This window comes from Bacillus sp. CDB3 (assembly GCF_002081505.1).
In the GTDB taxonomy this organism is placed as follows: domain Bacteria; phylum Bacillota; class Bacilli; order Bacillales; family Bacillaceae_G; genus Bacillus_A; species Bacillus_A cereus_AT.
Map to the genome: position 1 here is coordinate 1 of NZ_ALBR01000137.1, position 24,354 is coordinate 24,354.

The window sequence follows — 24,354 nt, forward strand, 5'->3', positions numbered from 1 at the left end:
ACATATCCCAACAAAAAAGAGCGAGTTATAGAACCCTATCATTTCTTTAAAGAATTCCTTCTAGAGGCAATCTGTATAGGGGATTCTTTTTACGCCCCTTTTGTAAGAATTGTGCTAAAATTAATGCAACGTACTCTTAAAATTAAATCATCCTTAGAATAGAGGCAAATTCTTTTAAAACATTTAACTATATAATAGGATGTGGTGAACATATGGATTTATGGTCTAATGGAGACACAATAAAATTCGTTAAAAGGGAAGTGCCCATATACCGAAAGAAAGGCAATGAATACATTTCAGATAGTCGATATATAATTGGCCTTCTGATAGAAGAAGAGATTGTAGTCCCTCACCCAGTCACAGACTTCCTTGATAAAAAGTACTATAATGAATCAGGTTCAATAAACAGCGAAAAAGCCGTTGCAGATACCTTGGTACAATTTCTTAACTATATACTCCATCAAAAGAGGAGCGGTCATTCAATATTTAAAGAAATTAGAGGTATTGCTGATTTACAATTATGCCATATGGAATCTTTTCTCGAGTATTGTGGAGAAAAAGGAAATCTAAGAGATACTGTTAAACGAAAAGAACATTACCTTCTACATTTTTATTACTTTTTTGGAATCCAAAAAAACGTTTTAAAGAATACACCTCCAATAAATAAACCAAACCATTCTAACAGTTTAAGTCATAACAAATCATACAGAAAAACAAGTACCTTCAATGTAAATCTCTATTATAAGAAGCCCAAACAACAAGACTATGACCTTGAAGTAATTAAGAAAAAAGATTTCCTAACCCAAAAGTGGACAACACCACAAGAAAAACAAGCCATACGTTTAAAAATAATAAGAGAATTTTTAATGATAGCGAAAATAGAGTTTCCTCATATAGCATTTGCAGTTTGCTTACAGATATTCGGTGGTTTACGTGCAGCCGAATGTATGAACCTTGATATAAATTCTGTATTATCTCAAAATAACTCACAATATGGGGAGAAAGGATTAATTTTAAATATTAGAGATAGACAACCAAATCTATTTCCTTTATATTCTCCTCAAAGTAACAACCAAGTAAAACGTCCACGGGATCAAGCTGTTTTACTAGATCCACTTGTTCCTTACTTATACAAAAAACATTTAGATTGGTTGAATAAAAAGCATCATTCAATAAAAAGGAAAAGGAAGTTTAAAAGTAATTTAGCTTTATTTATTAATAGCCGTGGGGAAGCAATGCAGACTCATACTTACCGAAATATATTCAATAATTTGAAACGTTTTTACTTAGGAATGTTAAAAAATACAAATGGGCGATATGAAGATTTTAAAGAGTTTCGTGAAACAAAATGGAGTACACACATCGGACGTGGTGCCTTTACTAACCTTTGCTTAGATGCTGGTTATAGTGCTGTACAAACTGCTATCTTAAGAGGAGATAGATCACCTCAAGCAATGTTAGACTACACCGATATTTTAACTGCAACAAGTAGCATTATACATGCAATTGATACTATATCTCCTAAATCTATTTATTCATCCTATGAATTTGAAGAAATCGAATTAAATAAAACATGGAAGGATGTCATGCACTTTGCTAATACAAATAACAGATACACAGGACTTACAGATTAAAGAAGCTTTAATTAGTAGTGAACAATTTGCAGAAAGAATTGGGTTAAACCCATCCGCACCTTTTTTTTCAAAATACCTGTATACACAAACACTAAGACATTTAGCCACTGCAAATATTCTAGATGTTTGGGAGACAAATGATACAAAACTTTTTCTGAATCAACATGAAGACTCTGCCTACCTAGCGAAACACATGTCTGGTAAACAAATAATGGATAACTGTAATATTTCTCCTCAAACATTAAGAAAACTATGTAAAACACATAATATTCCTCTACATAAATTCAACACAATATACAAAGATATTTTTATTCCACTAGAATTCATTGAAAAGTATATAACCGACGATAAATACATTACTGGATATGATTTATTAAGAATAAGCTCTATAGATAAAAAATCAAAAAAAATTTTTCCACGCCGGGCATTACTAAGTGTGATTAACAACATTCAAAAACACAATTTGAATAGCTTATTGGGTTACAAGGAACTTACAATACCTTTATATTTCAAAAATACACCTCAGCCTCAACACCATGTTTTTCTTCGTGAGAAAGTCATTAATTTTTTTGAGCAACATGTGAGTATCAACAAAGTATTAAATGAATTATCTATGAGGCGAAGCAACTTAGTCACCCTCTTGCCTAACATTAATATAGAAATATATACGCTTTATGGCAGTAGCCACGATGGCAAATTTATTTCAAAAAACGATTACCAATACTTACAGACATATAGAAAAGGAATTACCAGCGGAGGAAACGGCAGTTACGCTCAGCGCAATGACAAATATATTGAGTATAGGGAAAAGTATTATACAAAGAAGCAAGTAATGGATTACCTTTCACTCAGCAATGATTACATAAATATTGTATTAGATAGCTATAACATTAAGCCCGTAGAAATATTACAATACAAATTCAATAAAGATAAAACAAGTTTAATTTACTTTTTTCTAAAAGATGAAATTCATAAATTAATCGAAAAACAAACCCTTCTAAAACGTCAATATAAGCAAGAATATTACACAATCAAAGAAATCAAATTACTTATGGACAAAGATGGTTCCACTTCAAATTTTTTATATTCCTATATACCTAGAAACAACATTCAATCGACTGAGTGTCCCTCTATATTGATGGGTGTATTAAAAAGATACAATGGCAGTAAGAATTTGTTTCGGAAAGAAGATGTTCACGAATACTTATTAGATCGTAAAAACAGCAAAAACCTAATTAGTATCGAAATGGCCGACCCTTTTAAAGAGTTCATTTACAAAACAGAGATAATTTTACAAATTTCTTTCTCAAGAAAATTAATACGAACTAAAGACCTATGGTTTCAATATGTTCGAAAGCAATTACACGCTACCAAAACTTCAAATATTAGCATTTACATTAACCAACTCTCAAAAACAAGTTTCCATTTAGCAGATTTATTAACCAAAGAAATCTATAGTTATTCTGCATCATCCCTAAACAAATTATTTTTTGAAGAAAAATCAAATATACCTCGTACTTACCAGCGCATCCTATATCATTTTTGCAGAGAAGTTTACGATTCTATTTATGAAGTTACACAAAAAGCGCCTTACACACTCGACAAACTCACTAACCCTAATCACTTTTTAAACCAACGTAATATAGATTTATCTAGATATACTTATGAGGAGTACAAAGATTTATATAGATTTGTCAATGACTTATCTATACACAAACTTACTGCAATTCAAAATGTTGAATCTTTGCTTAAAGGAAACAAATACTGTAATTATGATAGTTATTGGCTATACATATTAATACAACTTACAAATAATTGGCGCCATGCAACAGTTATAACTCAAATTCCAGAAATAAACTTATCGAATACTTCTATTACAGACCTAGATTGGTTAAAACAAAATAATCCTTCAATAGATGATGCCAACTCTATAATCTTCCAAGTAGGTCGTTATGTAAAAAAAATCCACAAAACTGGCGCAGACAGTATTTTTCGGATTGCCGATCCTTTGAAAATCGCTTTTGCAACAGCCATAAGTATTTGTCAATTACGCGCAAATGCTTATCATATCGTTACTCCAAGTTCAAATCAAAAAAACACAGTGCCTAAGACTTCCCCAAAAGATGTAGGTGCTTTAATATGGCTTAAAACTCGTCATATAGTTCAACCAAGACATACAGCACATAAAGTCTTTTTTAAACATTTCAAACATGAATTTAAATTTTCTAACCGAAAAATGAATCGTACGCTTACTACTTTGATTTGGTCGGTATTAAGATCTTTAGACGCCGCTAGGGTCTCAAGGTCTCACTTTAATGAAAATTCAACGATGCACTACATTAAATTAGATGAAAAGCAACTTACTCATTTAATAGAGCAAATCTTTGAAAGGAATTCCTTCGGCTATATAACTCAGCTATTAACCAACAAATTATTTGATGGATTAAATATTGAAAAAAATGTAGAAACACAAAAAATGCTAGAGTTAACAAAGAGGTTTGGTGATGTTCAAAAAATAGAGGTTTCTTCTGGTCTTATAGATCGTCTAGCAACTGAACAATGGGAAGTTATAGATTTAATAAACAGCTTAAAAAAAGAGGAAATTCAACATCTACTCTCTCAAGCAACGGCCAATACATTATATTCTAAACAAGAATATTACCAATGTGTCTTTTCCCGCTGCAAATATGACGATATAACCAATAATAGAGACTGCACCTGTTGTCCATTTTCTATTGTTAATGTATATGCCTTATCAAATTTAATGGACACGTATCTAAAAGGAATTCATCATATAATTTCTCATTTTAATAGCGCAAAAGAAGGAGAAAAGAAAAAAATGGCCAATCATTTCTACTTACTCTGGCTACAAGTTCAATCAGCTAAACTACAGTTTGGTGATTTAATATATGATTTTGTTGAAGGTGGCAAAGAGAAATTCTCGCTCCTTTCTCAACAATTACCAAAGACTAAAGAATATTTGACAGACGGTGTCTATTAAATACAATTGCATAGCGGAGGAGGATTTGCTTGTTAAAAATTAATGATAAAGTTTTAGAAGACCTTTCAACCCTTGATAATGCATTTGATATTAATAAAAATATTATAGAGGCTCAACAATTATTTAACGAGTATTTCGATATAAAATCTTTTAACCAAACAAAAGATTTCGAAAGTAACATCTGGTCATTCACTGAATTAGTCAATGGTCAAACTTATTATTTCAACTTTGAATCTTTTCAACCATTGCTTAAGTTCAATAGTAATTTAGTAATTAGTGAATGTATACTAGCTTTAAAATGTTGGATTATTTTACATCTAAATTCTAAGTCCCCCTCAGTAACATATAAACTTTTTAGCAATCTATATTCTATTTGTCGACTAACAAAAGGGTTTCAAACGAACTACGAAAAGTTAATCCAATTAATTAACTCTGGTAAAGTCTATAGTAGAAAAAACTCTAAAAGCAATGACTATGTAACCAAAACTGTCGCTCCAGAAACCATACTACGGTTTATAAATAGTTTTCTTAGCTTTTCAAAATTTTATACAGATCTCCCTATAGATCCGCATTACATTCAGATACTAGAAGATGAAAGAGCTAAAATAAAATCATCTAACAGCAATCGTGATTTGCCTCCACCAAAAGATATCTTAGTCTTTAAAGACTGTATAGAATATTTTTTTATAACCCACCAAGACAAGATAACAGACAAATTAAAATTCAATAAACTGACTAAATTCTTTCCAGTCATCCTATGGTGGGATATAACATCCATTATACCAATGCGCCCTAGTGAATTTTGTTTAATTAAGAGAGATTGTCTCTCTCTTACAGAGAATACCCTAACCTTCCCTCGTCTTAAACAAAAACGAAATAAAAAAAACAGAACTGAACTAACATACGACACATTACCAATTCCAAAAGAATTACATAGTAAAATTATACAATATTTACGACTAACATCAGAATATGAATCGTCCGAATACCTAATATCTTTCGAAGCCTTTAAGGAATTAACATTAAAGAACATAAAGAGCTCTATAAACTATGAACAAAAAATATTTACTCGAGAATATTTACAAAAATTAATTGAATGTTTTTATATGGAGGTTATTAAAGAGGAATATAACTTAGAGATTAGCAATCAACTTAAACCCGGTGACTTAAGACATATAGCCATCATATCACTAATGATGCAAGGATATGACCGAGTCGAGATTGAGAGGCTGGCAGGCCACTTTGACCTTAACACACAATATTCTTATGGAAACCATATGAAATTTTGGATCGACACAGATATACAAAGATTAACAAACCAATTTATATTACAAAATACAGAAAACTTCGTGTCACCACAAGGTGTTCAAGAATATGAAAAACTACTCGATGAAATTGCTTATAGTGAATTTAACACCTACAGTCATGATACATCTAGTAATTTTATCGAATTAAACCTGGGTTATTGTAAAGATACAACAATGCCCTGTCCCTCATTCAATTGGAACTTTACAGGGTGTTATTTCTGCAAACATTGGGGTATATCACTACATGATTTGCAAGAAAAACGAGAATTGATTATTAAAGAAATTAGTGTAATTTATAACAGTCTCCAAAAAAAGATTAATTACTTAGTAGGACTATATAATTTACACCATTTAGATGAATTCGGAAAAATTAATCCTGAATTAAAAACTGAGCTAAGGACAACATTTGACAAAATAGAATACGACAAAACTTCTCTCGCAAAATTACAATACCTATTAGGAGTGGAGATTGATGAACTTAAATAAAGGACCTGGCAGACCAAAAAAATATGAAATCAATGAAAAGCTTAAGCAAGAGATATTATATTTACTTAGAATTTATAACCAAAACCACAATCCTTACCCTCAAATAAAATATAAACATATTTGGGAATATGCCACTAATCTTTATGAACAAGGGGAATTCTCTATCAAAACGAGCTATGACTTTTGGAAAAAGAAAGATCGTACCGGCCGTCAGCTAGTCGATACAGTTAATACTATACAGTCACAAAAAGTTTCTATTTCTCAATCGATAGAACTAGACTTAATTGATATTAAAGAATTGATTGATAAGTATGGGGGGAAAAACAAAGAGTTACTGTGGGAGTATTTAGAGCCTTATGATAAACACCTGTACAATATTGCTTCAAAAATTAAACAATTGGAAGATAAAAATAATAAATTACAAAATAAATTAAATAAACAAGAATTGGCCATTCAGACTCTGAAACAAAAAAATTATAGAATTCAAAAATCATTATTAGCCATGTTTACTTATAGTAACAAAGAAAATGAACTCGTAAATATGCTAAATACAGGTAACTCTAAATCACAAATCATAAACTTAGCACTACAAGACACCTTTGAAAATCCAACATCATTTATGCAAGAATTAGAAAAGCATTTAGATTCTCAAGCTATAAAACATTTAAATCCTTCTAAAGTAATTCCTTTACATTCAAAAAACAAAAATCCAGACAATCCCCCAGAGTATGATCTATGAAATAGATATAATAACTTTGTTATATCTCACTGTTTGTAGTTTTTAAAGATTATTTTATAAAAGTGATAAACACAAATAACACCACCGGCATTCACGAAAAGTGTTATTTGTGTTTATAGTCTTCTAATCAAACAACGCTATTGCCTCTGCAAATTAGACTCTTCTTTATGAATAATATATCATTGTCCCAAACGTTTGCTTCTCCCTTGAGGTTGCCCATATCTTAACCAATCATATAAATGGGGGCTTCATTTCAAAATAATGTCCATAAAATAAAAAAGTCTCAAAAACATATGTTTTTGAGACTTAGACAAATTATACATACAAACGTTTCAATACTTGCTTCATTTCTGGTTTGATATTAATGATTGAACGTATTTCTTTTACTTTTTGTTCCGCTTCTTCTACGTTAGATGCGTGCCCTAATTCTACTAATAATCCGGTTGCAACCGTACCTGTACGATTTCGTCCACCAGAGCAATGGAAAAATACTTTTTCCCCTCGCTCTACAGCTTCTTTAACGGCTCCAATTGCATTTTTAACAGATTCATCTTCCCCTTCTACACCTTCTACAATTGGGTAAGCATGTCGCTTAGCTTCAACTGGAAATCCTTCTGGTTCTTGTCCTCCAGAACGTAAGTCAAACACTTCTGTAACTCCATGCTTTTTTACTGCGTCTTGTATAGCGTCTACTCCACCAATATATACTTTTCCTTTTACAAGTTCGTGATAGTTCGTCATGTTTGTTAGTCTCCTTTAGTTTATAATTTAGCAGCAGTTAGATCCACCACTGATAACAAGACCTGCACCTTGTTGATCTTCTACATAGTCTAGTGTTAGTGTATTTACAATTTCAGCTACCTTTGGATCCATAGCAACTTGAATACCGTTTACTGTTTCTGTGACATCATTTTCTTGTGCTTCACCTAAATTAATACCGTAACTAGGGCCACAGCATCCAGCACCATCAAATGTAAAACGTAATGTTGAAACACCGTTTTCTTTCATAGCAGTCTCAATAAACTCTTTTGCTTTATCTGTAATATTCATTTTAACTTCCCCCGTTTTATAAAGATTGACTCCAATCATGCACAGCATGATTTTCTAAGAAGCGTTCAGAATCCAATGCAGCCATACAACCAGTTCCTGCAGCCGTAATTGCCTGACGATACTTATGGTCTTGCACATCACCACATGCAAATACTCCTGGTATATTTGTTTCTGTTGTGCCTGGTTTTACAACAATATAACCAGCTTCATCTATCTCTACTTGACCATTTAAAAATTCTGTATTTGGACGATGGCCAATCGCAATGAAAATACCGTCCGTTTCAATTATTTCTTCTTCACCGGTTTCGTTATCTTTCACTTTTAGACCTGTAACTTTCCCATCTGCTATTACTTCTATCGGTGTCTTATTTAATCCCCAAGTAATTTTCTCGTTTGCTTTTGCACGATCTTGCATAATTTTAGATGCACGTAGTTCATCTCTACGATGTACAATATGAACTTCTGTTGCAAACTTTGTTAGGAAGTTTGCTTCTTCCATTGCAGAGTCTCCACCACCAACTACAATGACTTTTTTACCACGATAGAAGAATCCATCACATGTTGCACAAGTTCCTACTCCACGACCCATCTGTTCTTTCTCTCCTGGAATCCCTAGCAGTTTAGCAGAAGCACCTGTAGAAACAATAATAGCTTCCGCTTCTATCTCTCCCATTCCAGTTACAGTAATTTTAAATGGTCGCTGAGATACATCCACTTTTTCTACCCAACCATTTTTAAACTCCGCACCAAATCGTCCTGCTTGTTTCCTCATATTTTCCATTAGCTCTGGTCCCATAATACCATCAGGGAACCCTGGGAAATTCTCTACTTCCGTTGTTGTAGTTAATTGTCCACCTGGCTGAGTTCCTTCAATAATAAGTGGATTCATATTCGCACGTGCTAAGTAGATAGCTGCTGTTAATCCGGCTGGTCCTGTTCCTAAAATAACGACTTTATGCATAGTGAATACCTCCTAATGAACAATTATTGAACTGTCAATTCTTTTAGTTTCTCATATCCAATAACATCTTCTGATTGCCAAGGAATAATTACACAATTATGTTGTGATTCTTTTTGAACTTCTTGAATCCATGGGACTTCAGATTGTGATCGTCCCTTTAGTACTGGGTCTATCGTATGCGTTGCATAAAAGCTTTGATTAATTACCCACCATTTCGGATGAATTTCTGCACGTTTTAAGTCTCCTTGTAGACGGCTTGCTTCATGAACTGGTGTCGCTTCTGCAAGCGTTACAATTACAACACTTGTTTCTTCCGGATTACGCAAACGTGGTAATAAGTTCTTCACAGACTGTGGTACTTCACCGGAAGAACGTGCAATTTCCTTATGATACGTTTGTGCCGCATCCAACAACAATAACGTATGACCCGTTGGCGCTGTATCAATAACTACAATTTCATCATTTGCTATTTCAACAATATCCGCTAAAGCTCGGAAAACTGCGATTTCTTCTGTACAAGGAGAACGTAAATCTTCTTCTAAATACGCTAAACCTTCTTCGTCAACCGTATCTTTTGCTTGCTCTATAACTTCCTTACGATAGTTTTCAACTTCTACTTTTGGATCAATTCGACTTATCGTAATATTCCCTTGTTCCCCATGCATAACATAATCAATATGTGCTGCTGGATCCGTCGTAGTTAAATGTACACGATGCCCTTTTTCAGCAAGACCAACTGCAATGGCTGAAGCTACAGTTGTTTTTCCTACTCCACCTTTTCCCATTGTAAAAATAACTCTTTTTCCTGTCTCAGAAAGATCTGCAATCAAGTTTTGCAGAGGAGGTATAGCAATTTCTTCTTGTATCTCATCTAAAATTGAGAGACTTTCAATTGGCCGAACCAACTTTCTCATATTCTCTATTCCAGTAACATTAAATGGCACTAATGGAAGTTCATAAGCTGGAAGACCTTTTAGCTCTTCTGACATGTTTTCTAATGCACGTACTTGTCTCGTAAACAAAGCTTTAGAAATAGCATCATTTTGCACATAATTCGTTAAAACACCATTTATAAGCAAATATTGATTGTTAACTCCAATTTCTTTTAATTCTTTGGCTGCACGCCCTGCTTCTTGCAACGGTGAACTATCAGGACGTGTCACAAGCAATAACATTGTTTGGTTCGGATTAGATAGTGCCTGAACCGTTTGACTATATAACTCTTTTTTATCTCCAAGCCCTGCTAATGGTCCCAAACAAGAAGCTCCATGAGTACTTTCTTCCAGGAAACCACTCCAAGCCGTAGGAAGTTGAAGAAGACGTAACGTATGACCTGTTGGTGCTGTATCAAATATAATGTGATCAAATTTCGATGTTAATTCTTTATTTGTAAGTAACGTAGAAAATTCATCAAATGCGGCCATTTCTACTGTGCAAGCTCCAGACAATTGCTCTTCCATCGTTGCAATAACAGCATCAGGAAGCTTTCCACGGTATGGACCAACAACACGTTCTTTATATTCATAGGCTGCTGTTTCAGGATCTAAGTTTGCTACTTGTAGATTTGGTACACTTGGAATTTCTTTCGGTTTATTTGTAAGTTCTATTTCGAAAACATCTTGTAAATTAGAAGCTGGGTCAGTACTTATTAATAAGACTTGTTTCCCCATATCAGCTAATGTAATAGCCGTTGCACATGCAGTAGATGTTTTGCCTACTCCGCCTTTACCAGTAAAGAACAAAAATGGTGTGAATGCTATTGTGTTTGGGTTATATAAGTTTGTCATTGCCTTTCACTTCTTTCTCTATTTTTTCACGTTTAACTTTAAACGTACGACTGGCTTTTGACTCAACTCTTCTTCTGTTACATCTGTTAGTTGTGTAAGTTCTTCATTTGTCAGGTGACTTTTTTCTTTTACTACTTTTCCATCTACCAAAGTTACAGGCAATACGTCTGGTCCTTTATCTGTTAATAGTTGACTGATAACAACATTATTGGCAAATGCATCTGGTTCACTTGCCAAATTATAACGTGTCACATCAATTCCTTTATTCTTTAAGTTGTTAACAGCAACTGATACACGAATTAACTCTGGGTCAACACTCGGTCCGCAAACCCCAGTAGAACAACACATTGCAGGATCAAAAATTTCTATCTTCTTCATCTTTGATTTCTTCCCTTCTTTACAAAAGAAGCCGAGAAAAAGATTCTCGGCTACAAATATTTAGTTTTCAATTATTCTCCTGTTTCAGCGAATTTTTTGATACGTTCGCCAATCTCATCACGAACTTTTTGGAATACAGACCACTCTTGACCAGCTGGATCATCAAATCCCCAATGAACTCGTTTTACATGTGGTGGCGTTGTTGGACATACATCATTTGCGTGACCACAAAGTGTTACAACAAGATCCGCCTTATCTAAAATGTCACGGTCAATGGTAACAGATGTTTGATCTGTGATATCAATGTCTACTTCGTTCATTGCTTTAATTGCATTGGGATTTACTCCATGCGCTTCAATACCAGCAGAAAGTACATTCCATTTGTCACCTAAATATTTTTTGCCCCAAGCTTCTGCCATTTGGCTACGACAAGAGTTTCCTGTGCATAAGAAGTAAATTGTTTTTTGTTTTCCATGATAATTCCACCTTTTTTATGAATATTTATTTTGGTTGTGTTTGAAAGTATTTACGCTGGAACCAGAGTGCTACATTTACGAGAGCAATCATTACTGGTACCTCAACTAAAGGTCCGATAACTGCTGCAAACGCTGCACCAGACTGAATTCCAAATACCCCTACAGCTACAGCGATTGCTAATTCAAAATTATTACTACCAGCTGTAAATGCTAATGTTGTTGATACCCCATAACTTGCACCCACTTTTTTGCCCATATAGAAGGAGACAAAAAACATGATTACAAAATAAATGAGTAATGGAATTGCAATACGTACAACATCAAATGGTACGCTAACAATGACCTCTCCTTTTAATGAGAACATCACAACAATTGTAAATAACAATGCGATTAATGTGATTGGACTAATCTTTGGTATAAGTACTTTTTCATACCACTCTCGGCCTTTTGTTTTTACAAAGATAAAACGTGTTAACATTCCTGCAATAAACGGAATTCCTAAGTAAATAAAGACTGATTTTGCAACCTCTGCCATTGTAATATCTACAACAGCTCCTTCAATTCCTAGCCATTCTGGAATGACTGTTACAAACACATAAGCGTATACTGAGAAAAATAACATTTGGAATACAGAGTTAAAAGCAACTAATCCTGCCGCATACTCCGTATCACCTTTTGCTAGGTCGTTCCAAACGATAACCATTGCAATACAACGAGCTAGGCCAATCATGATTAATCCCACCATATATTCTGGCTTATCTGGCAGGAATATAACAGCCAAGGCGAACATTAATACAGGTCCAATAATCCAGTTTTGCACCAGTGATAATATCAATACTTTTACATCTTTAAAAACGCGCCCCATTTCTTCGTAGCGAACTTTCGCAAGTGGTGGGTACATCATTAAAATTAATCCAATCGCAAGTGGGATAGAAGTTGTTCCTACTTGTAAGCTATTCATTCCCTCAACAAATCCAGGGGATAGATAGCCAACTCCAATTCCTACTGCCATCGCAAGAAAAATCCAAAGGGTTAGATATCGATCTAGGAAAGACAGACGTTTTTTCCCCGTGTTGCTCATCCTTCTCACTTCCCTTTCTGACTATTTATTAACAACCACACCGGAGTGTAGGATTGCTCTTCTCAATTTGTTTAATTTTCTCTGTTTGGTCTGGTACATGCGCTAAAACATCTTCTAAAATTGTGTATAAATCACTTGCTTGATTTAAAGAATAATAAATCCACTGACCTCTCCGCTCTTCTTGTACTAAACCTAAATCCTTTAATTTCCTAAGATGCTGACTAATAGAAGGCTGACTCATATCAAATACTTCAAGTAATTCACATACACAACACTCACGTTGTTTGAGAATTGATACTATTGTTAGCCTTGTTTTGTCTCCTAGTAGCTTTAATAACTGTGACACTCTTGTTAATTCTATAACCGTTTTTTCCATATCTATACCTCCTTTTCATAATTGCATAAGCATATACTTATATGTTGAGTAAAAATTAAACGTAATATTCATTAAATGGATTCATATTTAATTTTCTCTCCCTCTTGAAATAAGTATATAATTAACCGCTTATATATTCAACTGAAAAGCTCATTTTTTACAAAACCTTTACAATACTTCTTTACAGCGTATTCTTACAGACCGTTGTATCTCTTTCCACATAACAGGTATAAAAGGAAACCGAATGGTCCTGTTAAAAAAACAGCAACTAACCATACTACATAATGATTTCTACTCATTTTATGCTGTTGATACTCTAATGTGATATATGTACACATAAAAATGATTAGTAGGTATATCCCCACAATAAATAATTGATCAATCAAAAATATCCCCCCTTTTTATACATTAGCTCATCCCTTTTGCAACGATTATTTTGGGAATTCTTCCCTATAACAATAACATAAGTATATAGTTATATACCTAATAATTTATTTTTTCTATTCATGGCTTGACACTAAAATCCACACTAATATTGGGGTACAGCCGAGATACGTGTAAAAACAGATCACAAGGATACATTATTTACCAATGAGTGTTTTTTTAAGATATTTGTAACATAAACGTTCCGTTTTTGTTACAAGGGAGAGTACATTTTTATTTTGAAAACAAAAAAACCACCAAATAAAATGGTAGTTTAAAACACAATTATTAATTTTATAATAGTGATATTAGTGTACCACCAACAGCACCCGCCACTACAATAACCCAAGGTGGTAATTTCCAATACACTAACATACTAAATAATATGGCAGCGAAAGCAAAATCAACAGGTTGTAAGATTGCACTAGTCCAAATCGGATGATAGAAAGCTGAGATTAAAATGCCGACTACTGCCGCATTTACCCCCATTAAAGCACCTTTGATTTTAGGATTTCGTCTTAGTTGATCCCAAAACGGTAATGTGCCTAAAATAAGAAGAAATGCTGGTAAGAAAATAGCTACAGTTGCCAATAATCCACCTTGCCATCCACCAATAACAGCACCAATATACGCTGCAAATGTAAACAATGGTCCAGGTACAGCTTGAGTAGCACCGTAACCAGCTAAAAATGACGCTTCATCCATCCAGCCCGTAGGTACAAATTCACGTTCCAGTAACGGTAACACAACATGACCTCCACCAAAAACTAAAGAACCTGCGCGATAAAAACTATCAAACATTGCAATCCAATTTAACGATGTAACCTCTCTTAGAATTGGAAGGGAAATAAGTAATCCAAAAAATAGTGATAAACAAATTACTCCTAACTTTCTGGAGATTGGGAAACTTAGTTTCGCTTCATCGTTATCCGCATGATTTTTATAGATAAGATAACCCACTAGCCCCGATAATACAATTACACCAACTTGTGTGAAAGCTGTTTGCCATAATAACGTTCCAACTAAAGCAAATAATGCAATTGATTTACGTTGTAAATCTGGTGTCAACTTTTGAGCCATTCCTAAAATCGCATGTGCTACTACTACAACCGCTACGATTTTTAGCCCATGAATCCAACTAACATCTCCGATGTTTAAACCTTGTAAAACTAATGCAAATATGATTAATACAATAACAGAAGGAAGAGTAAAACCTATAAAAGCAAGAATTCCTCCTAATACACCTGCACGCATTACACCAATACCAATACCAACTTGACTACTAGCAGGGCCAGGTAAAAACTGACATAACGCAACTAAATCCGCATAACTTTTTTCATCCATCCATTTTCTTTTGCGAACATACTCTTCGTGAAAGTAACCAAGATGTGCTATTGGCCCCCCGAAAGATGTAAGTCCAAGTCGTATAGAAACTAGCAGTACTTCTAATAAAATCTTAAATCTGCTTTGCTGTGTTGTATGATTCATTCTACACGTCCTTTCTTATTAGTCTTTAATTTCTTTAAAAAGTTCGTATGCTTTCTTTCGTGCTTCCACTAGAACATCTCGTCCTTTTTCAGTAGCTGTATAATACTTTCTGATTTTCCCAGCTACATTACGATCCTCTTTATTCAAAAGACCATCACTTTCCATCGCATGAAGAATAGGGTATAAGGTTCCAGGACTTATAGTATAGCCATGTTCCCTCAGTTCTTCTAACATCCATGCACCAAAAATGGGATGTTCCTTAGCATGATGTAAAATGTGGATTTGGATAAACCCTAAAAATAACTTTCTTAATAATTTATCCTCCAAGTTTTCCTCCTCCTATAGCATCAAAATCGAAAATCAATATCGAACTTCGTTATTAATTTATCATTGACATATAACTTTTTCAATTAATTATAAAATAATTTACAAAGCCTTTACAAAGTAATGATTCCGTATTATTTAAGCATTCATCCGTAATACATTCAAAGATAACCAAAAAGTCACTTTCCTCAGCGTACAGGAAAGTGACTTTTTCATGGTTAAAATTTTCTTATTGAACAAAAGCTTGTTTTTCTTATTCAGTTTTCTAAATATCTATATAAAGTTGATTTACTGATTCCAGTTTCTTCTCGTATTTCAGCCAAACTATAGTTACCACTTTGATACATTACAATAGCACGCTTTACATTCTCATCAGGTTTTCTAGGACGTCCTGTTGTCACTCCCTTTTGTTTCGCTTCATACAAACCCTTTTTCGTTTTTTCACTAATTACATCACTTTGAAAATCAACAAGATGTTTTACAATATCTCCAAAATGATACCCATTTGTATGACTCGTATCAATATCTTCTTGAACAAAGTAAATGTAAGCACCTTTATTATCAATGACTTGTAATAACTCAACAAGATGACGTGTTGAATCAGCTAATGTGAATAGTTTTGTAACAACAATTTTATCATCTTGTTTTAGGTTATCTATCATATTTTTAAGTTGTACTCTTTTTTTTGCCGATGAATGTTCCTCTGAGATAATCATCGTACAATTACATTTCTCTAAGCTTTTGAGTTGTTCTTCACATTTCAAGTCGTCTTGATATGGTCTCATATATCCGATTAACATACATGCTCTCCTAACAATTTAGACGTTTCTTTTATCATACCATAACTTGGAGTTGTAAAATCAGTATCAAAAAGGTTCCTTTTTGGGACGATAAGTGTTAGACTGTTTTTATTAAATCGTGAACGCGGCTTTTATGAGACTTAAAAGCCACAAAATAAATGATATGAGGTGTATAAAACAGTGGTAGAAAAATTAAAAACAGAATGGTTTTCAAATGTTAGGGCTGATATCCTTGCGGGGATTGTAGTTGCACTAGCATTAATTCCAGAGGCGATCGCATTTTCCATTATTGCAGGTGTAGATCCGATGGTGGGATTATATGCATCCTTTTGTATTGCAGTGATTATTGCCTTTGTAGGTGGTCGTCCTGGAATGATTTCAGCAGCAACCGGTGCAATGGCATTACTTATGGTTCCTTTAGTAAAAGAGCACGGGCTAAATTATTTATTAGCAGCAACAATTTTAACAGGTGTTATCCAAATTATTTTTGGGGTATGTAAAGTAGCACGATTAATGAAATTTATCCCACGTGCTGTCATGATTGGTTTTGTTAATGCTTTAGCAATTTTAATTTTTATGGCTCAAGTACCACATTTTATTGGCATTTCTAATCTGACATATGTATTTGTAGCAATTACATTAGCAATTGTCTATATTGTACCGCGATTTATTAAATCAATTCCAGCTCCATTAATAGCGATTGTATTATTAACAGCTATTGCGATTTATATGCATTTAGACTTACGAACTGTCGGTGACTTAGGAGCAATTACAAGAACATTACCATCGTTCTTTATTCCAGACGTACCATTTACATTTGAAACACTACAAATTATTCTCCCTTATTCAATTGCGTTAGCAATTGTAGGATTATTAGAGTCTTTACTAACAGCATCCATTGTAGATGATATGACAGGAACCGATAGCAATAAGAATCGAGAATCAAGAGGTCAAGGAATCGCCAATGTTATCAATGGTTTCTTTGGTGGGATGGCAGGTTGTGCAATGATTGGGCAATCGGTAATCAACGTAAAATCTGGTGGACGTGGTAGATTGTCTACACTAATTGCAGGATTGTTTTTAATGTTTCTCATTATCGTATTAGGAGATCTAGTTGTACAAATTCCAATGCCTGTTCTTGTAGGAATTATGATTATGGTATCAATTGGCACATTTGATTGGTCTTCCTTCTCTTATCTAGTGAAAGCACCTAAAAGTGATGCAGCAGTTATGTTAGTAACAGTTATTATTGTCGTTGCAACACACGATTTATCAAAAGGTGTAATTGCTGGTGTATTACTAAGTGCTATATTCTTTGTTGCTAAAATCTCAAAAATAAAAGTTACAAAACAACAAGATGGCTCAAATATGATATTTGATGTGGATGGTCAATTATTCTTTGCATCTGTAGAAGGATTCGTAGAATCCTTTGATTTCAATGTTAAAAATAGAAGCATTGTCATTGACTTCTCAAATACCCATGTTTGGGATGATTCAGCAGTCGGAGCTATCGACAAAGTGGTTATTAAGTACCAAGAAAATCAAAATATTGTTACCATTAAAAACCTAAATTCTTCTAGTAAGAAACTCGTAGAAAAATTAGCAGTATATAATAACCCAAATAGAAAAGCTTCTTCACATTAATTCATGATTAGGAGTGGAAAATATGTATAAAAAAAATCCTATTAGCTGTAGATGGCTCTGAACATTCCTTGCGTGCTACTCAAGAAGCAATGAAAATTGCATCCTTAGCTAATGAATGCACAGTTGAAATTGTATTTGTAGTCGATTATGCAAAAGCAAAGAATGAAGTTATTCATGCACAAGGGAAAGAAGAATTAGAGTTATCCCGTCGTAAGAGACTTTTACCAATTGAGGAAAAATTAAAAGCAAATCGTATTTCTTATGAAGTTAAAATATTACATGGTGAACCAGGTCCAACCATTGTAGACCATGCGAATAAAGGTCATTTCGAATTAGTGGTACTTGGTAGTCGGGGACTCAATGCGTTGCAAGAAATGGTACTAGGAAGTGTGAGCCATAAAGTAGCTAAAAGGGTTCAATGTCCAGTACTGATTGTAAAATAATATATTTTTTGTATGATTCCTGATTTTGAAGTTACTTATTCAAAATCAGGAATTTTTATCATAAAGGAAGCTTGAAATATTTCGATATATAAGGAGTTGGCACATGAAAACACTACAAAGTGGAAAAACAAAGATTTTTGCTTTAGGTGGCCTTGGAGAGATTGGAAAGAACATGTATGTCATTGAGTATGAAGATGAAATCATCATTGTAGATGCTGGATTTAAATTTCCTGAATCTGAACTATTAGGTATCGATTATGTTATCCCCGATTATACGTATCTAGAAAGAAACAAAGATAAAATAAAAGGATTATTCATCACACACGGACATGAAGATCATATTGGCGGGGTTCCCTTTTTATTTAAACGCATACAAGTACCGATTTATGCTGGGAAACTAGCTGCAGCATTAATTAAAAGTAAATTTGAAGAACATAATATCCGCCATGTTGAAATAAAAAATATATTGGATGAAACAGAAGTTGAATTTCAACACACGAAAGTACGTTTTTACCGAACAACACATAGTATTCCTGACGCATTTGGTATAGTAGTAACCACTCCAAACGGAAATGTTGTACATACTGGTGATTTTAAATTCGATTTTACACCCGTTGGTACAGAGGCGAACCTACACAAAATTGCTGAAATCGGAAAAGAAGGTGTATTGTGTTTACTATCTGACAGTACAAATAGTGAAGTTCCTGGCTTTTCAATGTCAGAAAAAAAGGTCGGACAATCCGTAAAGGAAATCTTTTCAGAGGCACAAGGACGTATCTTATTTGCCACTTTTGCATCTAACGTTCACAGATTGCAACAGGTTGTAGAGGCTTCTATTTTGTATAATCGTAAAATTGCAGTTGTAGGAAGAAGTATGGAAAAAACAATTCAAATAGGAAGAAACTTAGGATATATCCAAGCTCCAGAGGACATATTCGTTGGTGTACATGAAATCAATCATATTCCCAGTCATCAAGTAACTATCATATGTACAGGAAGCCAAGGGGAGCCAATGGCTGCATTATCAAGGATTGCATACAGTAATCACCGACAAATTCAAATTATTCCAGGGGATACGGTTGTCCTTTCTTCCTCTCCGATTCCAGGGAATGTGTTAAGCGTTAACAGAAATATTAATCAACTATATCGAGTAGGTGCAAATGTAATTCATCATAAAATAAGTGATATTCATACATCTGGTCATGGAGCACAAGAAGAACAAAAATTGATGCTCTCACTTTTAAAGCCAAAATATTTCATGCCTATTCATGGAGAATATCGTATGTTAAAAAAGCATGTAGAATTAGCTGTAGAATGTGGTGTTCCTATAGATAATTGCTTTGTTATGGATAATGGGCAAGTATTAGAAATATCCAAAGGAGAAGCTAGAATTAGTAGTAAAACCATACCTTCTCAAGCTGTGTATGTAGATGGAAGTGGTATTGGTGATATCGGAAACATTGTTTTACGTGACCGTAGAATTCTATCTGAAGAAGGAATCATTATTATAAGCCTGAATTTAGATTGTAAACAAAAGCGATTAGTATCGCAGCCGGCGATTGTTACAAGGGGATTTGTATATATGCGTGGATCAGAAGAACTCATGAAGAAAATAGAAGAGATTGTAGAAGATTGTATATGTAATTTACTAAATGAAGGGATAATAAATTGGGCACAAATAAAACAAACACTTGTAGACGTATTGAATCCATTCTTATATTCCAAAACCGGGCGTCGTCCAATGCTTCTTCCAATCATTATGGAAGTTTAAAAAGAAAAACATTTATTAATAATTCCTAATTTATTTTTAAGAATGCCAACAAGTCCAGTTCTAAACTATTAAGATACTAGATTAATAAAGATCAAAAACCAGTGATTAAGTGACATCAATGGTTTTTGATCTTGGATTTGAAATCATTGCAATATTAGCCTAATAATTTCTCCATAATCATCACATCAACATGCTCTCCGTCCATGATTCCCTGTTTTTCAAATACTCCTACTTCCCGATAACCCATTTTACGATATAATCCTTGCCCAAGATTATTAAAAGAAAAAGTAAATAAAATAAATTTATAAAATTCATTTTGCTGTCCATTTTTTTCTAAAGCTAAAAGTAAATGCTGTCCCAAACCTTTCCCTCTATATTCTCTTTTTATGTATATAGATAATTCTCCTACTCCACGGTAGGCGCATCGATGACTGTATGGATTAATGGAAGCCCAGCCAATGATATGAGAACTCCCTTCCATGACAAGTACTGAATATCTTTTTTTTCGTTGAAATAGCCATTCCATCACATATTTAACTGTTTTTATTTCTGTCTCTAAAGTTGCAATACGATCCTCGATACCCTCATTATAAATATTCGTAATTTCTCGTACATCTTTTTCGGTTGCTTTTCTAATCTTCATACTTACCTCCTCCTAAATCTCCCTTACCCTACTTTTGATTTTGGACTTAATTTACGCAATTTAAGGAATATTAACCGAATCCCCAGTAAATTATGGTGTTACTTTCATTCTCTAATACATTCATTTTTCTAAGTAGCTTATTAGCTTTCTCACAACAAATTTAGCATCCGCCCCAACTCCCCTTAATGTTGCAGAAGAAAACGAACGTTGACCTTCCAAACCAACATAATATACCCCTTGAACTTCTGTACTTACACCACCTATTTGTAGTGGTCTTCCTTCTGAGTCCAGTGCGCCAATAGCATTGAAGTAAGAGAGATTAGGATGATAGCCCGTTGCAAAAATGACCGTATCGATTGGCTCCTTCTTCCCATCAGGCCAAACTACACCATCAGTGTAAAAAGATGTAAACATAGGCCTTTGATCTGGATTCCCCCCTAGCTAATCGTTCCTTGTAATCACCTAAATCGATGACTCCACCTGAACTCGGTGCTGTTTTTCCAAATCGCCAAAACGGAAAGGTATCTATGCCTAATACCTTAAGCCAAAAATGTAAGTCCTTCCCCCACACTTTTTGTTTCATAAGTCGAACAGGCTTTCGTACAGCTAAAGATACTTTACTTACATCGGCCAGTTCGAGCGCAATTTGGACAGCTGAATTTCTCCGCCCCACCACCACTACTCTTTGATTAATATAATGATTCGGACTCCGATACATAGCCGAATGTATAATATTCCCCTTGAATTTCTCTTGATCCGTTATTATCGGATTAGACGGACTGTGAAAAGAACCAGTTGCATTTATAATAGTTCTAGCCTGAAATATCTCTCCAGACCCTGTTAGAACTTTAAATATTTCGTCTTCTTTTTCTACAGATTCTACTCGCTGACTTAACATAACTGGTAGCTGAAAATTGTCCACATAATTTTGCAAGTAACCAATTACTTCGTTCCTCGTGGGATAATCATCAGGATGACCTGGGAATTGCATACCAGGTAACGATGAAAAACGTGCGGGAGAAAACAATTTAAGACTGTCATAATAGTAAGGCCAAGACCCAGCTGATCTCTCACTCGCTTCTAATATTAAATACTGTAATCCTTTTTTTTGAAGGTGATAACCAGACACAAGACCAGCTTGCCCGCCTCCAATTACAATGGAATCTAATATTTCTTTCATCTTTATCCCACCTCTGATTTACTTATTTAATTAGATTGTTTCAATTCTTGATACGCTTCAAGGAAACTCTGATAAGTTTTCTTTCCTAAACTGTTTTTTTCGAGTCTGAACATACTTTGAAAAACATAATCCTTTGCATGTTCAACATTACATTGGTGGGCATTCATTATTAACCTTATATAGGATAAAAAATAGTCTTTTTTTAAATTACCCGCATGATTAATAATCATTTTATTGTGTTCTCCTTTCAAACTTAATTCTTCTGTAAGGAGGCGTAATATAAAATTATTACTCCTTACAGTCAGTCTCCTTAACAACAAGGTTCTGTACCACAACATGAATCATCTACTTTATTAGGCTTTACATTCACACTACAAACACCAGTCTCTGGCAAATCTAGTTCTACTTTTTCAGCTGCCTCATAATCACCAGTAAGGTAAGCAACTATAGATCTAACTTGTTCATAGCCTGTCGCCATAAGGAATGTAGGCGCTCTTCCATAACTTTTTGAACCTACAATATAGAAATCTTTCTCTGGATGTCGAAGCTCTTTTTCACCATGGGGGCGAACAGTGCCACAACTATGAAGGTTAGGATCGATTAGTGGTGCTAAAGCACCTACACTTTCAGTAGCAGTATCAATAGAAGTACGTATTTCACTTATCATAGATAAGTTAGGGCGATTTCCTGTATTTACAATCATCTCTTGGATATCTGTAATTTTTATTTCTTCCTCATCCTGATTACCCACAATGTCCATTCCATTTTTTGTACTAACTACGTATTGAATTTTATATGGTGTCATTACTTCCACGATTCCCTCATCAACCAATTGATGAATGCGGCTACCTAAGGTTCCGCGTGCTTCAAGAGCATCTTTTTCCTCTCCACCATAGGCTTCTTCCGCACGTTGTTTCCTCATGATCCAAACAATATTAGTTTTTGGATGAGATTCTTTTAATTTAGCTAACTCCAATAAAGCATTGATTGCGGAATGACCACTTCCAACAACAGCTACACGCTTATTTGCATATCGTTTTTGCTCTTTTCCTAAAATATCTGGAATTCCATAAAAAATACGCTCGTTAAGGGATTGCTCTTCTTTCAACCAGATACCATTAGAATTTGCCGGATTTGGGTTTCCCCACGTACCTGAAGCATCTAATATCGCTCTAGCTTCATAAACTTGAAGTACACCTTCTTTTTCTGTATAGATCATGAATGGCATTTTTTCACGATTCGTTGTTTTCATTTTATCTGTATCTTTCTTACCTATAGATAGTACTTTAGTATTCAAATGGATAAATGGTTTAATTTCTGGAAGGTTCGCAAGCGGTTGTAAGTATTGTTCTACAATTTCTCTTCCTGTTGGTAATGCATTTATGTCTGGTGATTCCCAGCCATGTTGTTCAAGAAGAGCTAGAGCTGCTTTATCTATGTTATATTGCCAAGGTGAGAATAACCGCACATGGCCCCATGTAAGGATGTTTGAACCTATATTTGCTCCAGCTTCTAATAAGATAAATGATTCACCATGTTTTGCTAAATGTGCAGCTGCAGCTAAACCTACAGGACCTCCCCCAATAATGGCAACTGGTAACTGTTTTAATCCTTGCATATCGATATTGCTTTGTAATGTTTGATTGTCCGTTCCACAACAATTTTTTACTTTGAATGAAAGTTGAATAGGTTTCATAAAAAAACCTCCTAATTTTGTAAGTATAAAATATTAATTCAGGTATTTAAATCATTTATAAAAAGGTTTATTAATCAAAAAAAATTGATTTAAAATATATTAAAATGCTCTTTCGTCCCAACCAAAATTATGACATAGGACGAAATATACAGCATAATTGCTCAGATAATAGTGCGCCTACTTCTTTTTTATTAATGTTATAGTAACTCCATGTTCCTTTTGTCTCTTTTGTAATGAGATCTGCATCAAGTAAAAGTTTTAAATGATATGAAAGCTTTGATTGTGGTAAACCGAGAACACCTGTTAAATCACATACACAAGTTTCCCCACGTTGGCACAATTCGTATAAGATGTGTAACCTTTTTTGATCTGCCAATGCTTTGAACTTTTTTTCGTATGTCTCAAATGATTGGTTAGTTAATTGATTATACATTGCTAGTTCTTTCATAGGTCTTCTCCTTAAATCAAATTTTCTTGATGTTTTTATTATATGCCGATGTTTACAGTTTTACAATTGTTAAATCAAAAAAAATTGATTTAATTACTTTCTAAAAACGATGCGTTTGTAAAGGTATACTTTAAAGTACTTACAACAAATTTTAAAATAGCATAGGGCAAAAATTAGATACATGAGTATTTTCAGCTCCAATATAATTTTGCCCTATA

General features: G+C 34.1%; 23 protein-coding genes and 1 pseudogene. 7 read left to right on the forward strand and 17 right to left on the reverse strand.

Annotated features, from left to right (window positions below):
* The first annotated feature begins 212 nt into the window (after nucleotides 1–212).
* The 4 genes from CDB3_RS31115 to CDB3_RS31130 are packed head-to-tail and all read left to right on the forward strand — an operon-like array spanning nucleotide 213 to nucleotide 7,167.
* Nucleotides 213–1,634 (forward strand): hypothetical protein, encoded by a 1,422-nt coding sequence (locus CDB3_RS31115; protein WP_128857157.1) that lies wholly within the window; start codon nucleotides 213–215, stop codon nucleotides 1,632–1,634.
* On the forward strand, nucleotides 1,594–4,635 hold the full coding sequence (locus CDB3_RS31120; RefSeq protein ID WP_128857158.1) for a hypothetical protein: 3,042 nt from the start codon (nucleotides 1,594–1,596) through the stop codon (nucleotides 4,633–4,635). Before CDB3_RS31115 ends, CDB3_RS31120 begins: the two co-directional genes overlap by 41 nt.
* Nucleotides 4,636–4,664: 29 nt before the next feature.
* Nucleotides 4,665–6,428, forward strand: a complete 1,764-nt coding sequence (locus CDB3_RS31125) for a site-specific integrase (protein WP_128857159.1) — start codon at nucleotides 4,665–4,667, stop codon at nucleotides 6,426–6,428.
* Nucleotides 6,415–7,167 carry a hypothetical protein gene (locus tag CDB3_RS31130; protein WP_128857160.1) on the forward strand — a complete coding sequence of 251 codons (753 nt, stop codon included), beginning with the start codon at nucleotides 6,415–6,417 and terminating at the stop codon, nucleotides 7,165–7,167. Before CDB3_RS31125 ends, CDB3_RS31130 begins: the two co-directional genes overlap by 14 nt.
* Before the next feature lie 315 nt (nucleotides 7,168–7,482).
* Here CDB3_RS31130 and CDB3_RS31135 read toward each other — a convergent pair whose 3' ends face one another.
* The 12 genes from CDB3_RS31135 to CDB3_RS31190 all read right to left on the reverse strand — a co-directional run bounded on the left by CDB3_RS31135 (nucleotide 7,483) and on the right by CDB3_RS31190 (nucleotide 16,311).
* On the reverse strand, nucleotides 7,483–7,908 hold the full coding sequence (locus CDB3_RS31135) for a protein-tyrosine phosphatase family protein (protein ID WP_128857161.1): 426 nt from the start codon (nucleotides 7,906–7,908) through the stop codon (nucleotides 7,483–7,485).
* Nucleotides 7,909–7,935: 27 nt separating this feature from the next.
* A complete protein-coding gene (locus CDB3_RS31140) occupies nucleotides 7,936–8,217 on the reverse strand; it encodes a HesB/IscA family protein (RefSeq protein ID WP_001027742.1) in 282 nt (93 codons plus the stop codon).
* 16 nt (nucleotides 8,218–8,233) lie between these two features.
* A complete protein-coding gene (gene trxB / locus CDB3_RS31145; RefSeq protein WP_128857162.1) occupies nucleotides 8,234–9,178 on the reverse strand; it encodes a thioredoxin-disulfide reductase in 945 nt (314 codons plus the stop codon).
* Nucleotides 9,179–9,201: 23 nt separating this feature from the next.
* On the reverse strand, nucleotides 9,202–10,965 hold the full coding sequence (gene arsA / locus CDB3_RS31150) for an arsenical pump-driving ATPase (RefSeq protein ID WP_128857163.1): 1,764 nt from the start codon (nucleotides 10,963–10,965) through the stop codon (nucleotides 9,202–9,204).
* Nucleotides 10,966–10,983: 18 nt separating this feature from the next.
* Nucleotides 10,984–11,343, reverse strand: a complete 360-nt coding sequence (gene arsD, locus CDB3_RS31155; protein ID WP_098063678.1) for an arsenite efflux transporter metallochaperone ArsD — start codon at nucleotides 11,341–11,343, stop codon at nucleotides 10,984–10,986.
* A 71-nt stretch (nucleotides 11,344–11,414) separates the two neighbouring features.
* Nucleotides 11,415–11,801 (reverse strand): arsenate reductase (thioredoxin), encoded by a 387-nt coding sequence (gene arsC, locus CDB3_RS31160; RefSeq protein WP_128857164.1) that lies wholly within the window; start codon nucleotides 11,799–11,801, stop codon nucleotides 11,415–11,417.
* Between the two features lie 43 nt (nucleotides 11,802–11,844).
* Nucleotides 11,845–12,900 (reverse strand): ACR3 family arsenite efflux transporter, encoded by a 1,056-nt coding sequence (arsB, locus tag CDB3_RS31165; RefSeq protein ID WP_097825975.1) that lies wholly within the window; start codon nucleotides 12,898–12,900, stop codon nucleotides 11,845–11,847.
* Nucleotides 12,901–12,928: 28 nt separating this feature from the next.
* Nucleotides 12,929–13,276 carry an ArsR/SmtB family transcription factor gene (locus tag CDB3_RS31170; RefSeq protein WP_097825976.1) on the reverse strand — a complete coding sequence of 116 codons (348 nt, stop codon included), beginning with the start codon at nucleotides 13,274–13,276 and terminating at the stop codon, nucleotides 12,929–12,931.
* Nucleotides 13,277–13,470: 194 nt separating this feature from the next.
* Nucleotides 13,471–13,662 carry a hypothetical protein gene (locus tag CDB3_RS31175; RefSeq protein WP_128857165.1) on the reverse strand — a complete coding sequence of 64 codons (192 nt, stop codon included), beginning with the start codon at nucleotides 13,660–13,662 and terminating at the stop codon, nucleotides 13,471–13,473.
* A gap of 331 nt (nucleotides 13,663–13,993) precedes the next feature.
* On the reverse strand, nucleotides 13,994–15,187 hold the full coding sequence (locus CDB3_RS31180) for a chromate transporter (RefSeq protein WP_128857166.1): 1,194 nt from the start codon (nucleotides 15,185–15,187) through the stop codon (nucleotides 13,994–13,996).
* A gap of 18 nt (nucleotides 15,188–15,205) precedes the next feature.
* Nucleotides 15,206–15,514: a PadR family transcriptional regulator gene (locus CDB3_RS31185; protein WP_097825979.1), complete on the reverse strand. Its 309-nt coding sequence runs from the start codon at nucleotides 15,512–15,514 to the stop codon at nucleotides 15,206–15,208.
* Nucleotides 15,515–15,768: 254 nt separating this feature from the next.
* Entirely contained in the window at nucleotides 15,769–16,311 is a 543-nt protein-coding gene (locus CDB3_RS31190) for a recombinase family protein (RefSeq protein WP_128857167.1), read from the reverse strand.
* 180 nt (nucleotides 16,312–16,491) lie between these two features.
* Here CDB3_RS31190 and CDB3_RS31195 point away from each other — a divergent pair, with 180 nt between their 5' ends.
* The 3 genes from CDB3_RS31195 (at nucleotide 16,492) to rnjA (ending at nucleotide 20,169) form a co-directional block, all read left to right on the forward strand.
* Complete coding sequence (locus tag CDB3_RS31195; RefSeq protein WP_128857168.1) at nucleotides 16,492–17,955, forward strand: SulP family inorganic anion transporter; 1,464 nt, start codon at nucleotides 16,492–16,494, stop codon at nucleotides 17,953–17,955.
* A gap of 26 nt (nucleotides 17,956–17,981) precedes the next feature.
* Nucleotides 17,982–18,398 carry a universal stress protein gene (locus tag CDB3_RS31200; RefSeq protein WP_128857169.1) on the forward strand — a complete coding sequence of 139 codons (417 nt, stop codon included), beginning with the start codon at nucleotides 17,982–17,984 and terminating at the stop codon, nucleotides 18,396–18,398.
* Nucleotides 18,399–18,501: 103 nt separating this feature from the next.
* Nucleotides 18,502–20,169, forward strand: coding sequence for a ribonuclease J1 (gene rnjA / locus CDB3_RS31205; protein WP_128857170.1), 1,668 nt, complete (start codon nucleotides 18,502–18,504; stop codon nucleotides 20,167–20,169).
* A 154-nt stretch (nucleotides 20,170–20,323) separates the two neighbouring features.
* On the opposite strand, the gene CDB3_RS31210 is transcribed toward rnjA, so the two are convergent.
* The 5 genes and pseudogenes from CDB3_RS31210 to CDB3_RS31230 all read right to left on the reverse strand — a co-directional run bounded on the left by CDB3_RS31210 (nucleotide 20,324) and on the right by CDB3_RS31230 (nucleotide 24,121).
* Nucleotides 20,324–20,812, reverse strand: a complete 489-nt coding sequence (locus CDB3_RS31210; protein WP_128857171.1) for an arsinothricin resistance N-acetyltransferase ArsN1 family A — start codon at nucleotides 20,810–20,812, stop codon at nucleotides 20,324–20,326.
* 120 nt (nucleotides 20,813–20,932) lie between these two features.
* A pseudogene (locus CDB3_RS31215) lies at nucleotides 20,933–21,992 on the reverse strand (flavin-containing monooxygenase).
* A gap of 26 nt (nucleotides 21,993–22,018) precedes the next feature.
* The gene (locus CDB3_RS31220; RefSeq protein WP_128857172.1) at nucleotides 22,019–22,222 is read right to left on the reverse strand and encodes a hypothetical protein; all 204 of its coding nucleotides are present in this window, start codon (nucleotides 22,220–22,222) and stop codon (nucleotides 22,019–22,021) included.
* Nucleotides 22,223–22,302: 80 nt separating this feature from the next.
* Nucleotides 22,303–23,688 (reverse strand): FAD-dependent oxidoreductase, encoded by a 1,386-nt coding sequence (locus CDB3_RS31225; protein ID WP_128857173.1) that lies wholly within the window; start codon nucleotides 23,686–23,688, stop codon nucleotides 22,303–22,305.
* 127 nt (nucleotides 23,689–23,815) lie between these two features.
* Nucleotides 23,816–24,121: an ArsR/SmtB family transcription factor gene (locus tag CDB3_RS31230; RefSeq protein ID WP_372708572.1), complete on the reverse strand. Its 306-nt coding sequence runs from the start codon at nucleotides 24,119–24,121 to the stop codon at nucleotides 23,816–23,818.
* Between the last annotated feature and the right edge of the window lie 233 nt (nucleotides 24,122–24,354).